We start from the raw sequence: 1,378 nt of genomic DNA, 5'->3' as shown, positions 1-1,378 counted from the left end.
TTAATAGAACTGGCAACAATGTGGTTATGATTGGCGACTCTGCTGGATTAAACAATAATGCTTCCAGTAACGTATTCATTGGTGGAAAATCAGTCTTTGCGAATAAAAATGGCATTCAAAACACATTTGTAGGTTTTCGGGCAGGTTTTGAAACTTATGTTGATGGAAATACATTCGTTGGCTTTCAATCAGCTCAAACAAATACTTCTGGAGTAGGCAACACTTTCTTTGGTACTAATTCCGGTCAAGGCAATGTCACTGGTAACAACAACACCTTTGTGGGCAACGGTGCAGGTCCAGCCAGTAGCAACACCGATGATAATGTCTACATTGGCTTCAACACCGGCAATCATGACAGTGGCTCACGAAACACGCTACTTGGGCCGATGCCATTGCACAGAACCTAACGAATGCTACGGCCATTGGCGCAGGCGCAACCGTAGCCATCAGTGATGCCGTTATCTTAGGCAATCAGGCCAGTGTAGGTATTGGCACTTCAGCCCCAACGACTCGTCTGGAAGTCAATAGCGGAGTTGATAACGAATCGGGTATTCGCTTAAGTCGACTCACTGCTAATAGCCCTGTTCAGCTTGCCACAACCGATAAACTGCTGACGGTCGATGTGACTGGTAAGTTGGTGCTGACCTCCGCCGGTCGTTACTCGGTACGTAATGTTTCCGACTGGTCGGATAAGGTGTTTATGGCGGGCTACAAGCTGCGATCTCTCGCGGAGGTGGATCAATACATTCAGAAGCATCAGCATTTGCCAGGCGTGCCTTCAGCGGCCGAGGTCGTTGAACAAGGTATTGATGCGGTTAGGATGGATGCCAAGATACTGGAGAAGATTGAGGAACTGACGCTGTATAGCATTCAGTTGGAAAAGGATAAGCTTCAAATGAAACAGGAGTTACAGCAACAACAAGCTGAGATCAATGAGCTGAAACGATTGACGAAGCAATTACTAGATAAGAAATAGCGTACATTTCTAAGCTATTAGGATAATGAGGTGGTCCTGTTTAGCCGGACAGTCAAGTATGCAAGTTTTGATTCAAAATTAGATAATAGTTGTGCTCAAATTGCTCAGGACTGATGTTGCCTAACGACGAATGCCGTCGTTTTCGATTGTAATAGCATTCAATGTAATCAAACAATTCAATACGGGCATCTTCTAACGACCTGAATACGCCATTTTCAAACAGCTCTGCTTTCAACCTCGACCAGCAGGACTCCATAAATGCATTGTCATAAGGATCCTCAGGGCGACCGCTCGGGCGGCCCCGTCATACTTTGTCGAAAACGATGATCGGCCACCGTTTGCCGATGTACTGTCCACCGCGATCCGAATGAACAACGCTGCCAGCACTGAGCTGATAGGTGT

1 protein-coding gene and 2 pseudogenes are annotated in these 1,378 nt (G+C 46.3%); 2 read left to right on the top strand and 1 reads right to left on the bottom strand.

Annotated elements, in window-relative coordinates; translation table 11 throughout:
- Together GK108_RS30955 and GK108_RS30950 are read left to right on the top strand one after the other, a co-directional pair.
- A pseudogene (locus GK108_RS30955) lies at positions 1-407 on the top strand (hypothetical protein); the annotation flags it as partial.
- A gap of 215 nt (positions 408-622) precedes the next feature.
- The gene (locus GK108_RS30950) at positions 623-976 is read left to right on the top strand and encodes a hypothetical protein (RefSeq protein ID WP_163955473.1); all 354 of its coding nucleotides are present in this window, start codon (positions 623-625) and stop codon (positions 974-976) included.
- A 52-nt stretch (positions 977-1,028) separates the two neighbouring features.
- On the opposite strand, the pseudogene GK108_RS31580 reads toward GK108_RS30950, so the two are convergent.
- Positions 1,029-1,250, bottom strand: a pseudogene (locus GK108_RS31580) (IS3 family transposase); the annotation flags it as partial.
- Between the last annotated feature and the right edge of the window lie 128 nt (positions 1,251-1,378).

The organism is Spirosoma terrae (assembly GCF_010435915.1).
Taxonomy (GTDB): domain Bacteria; phylum Bacteroidota; class Bacteroidia; order Cytophagales; family Spirosomataceae; genus Spirosoma; species Spirosoma terrae.
The sequence above is the reverse complement of the archived record's forward strand: the minus strand, read 5'-3'. Positions and strand labels throughout refer to the sequence as shown.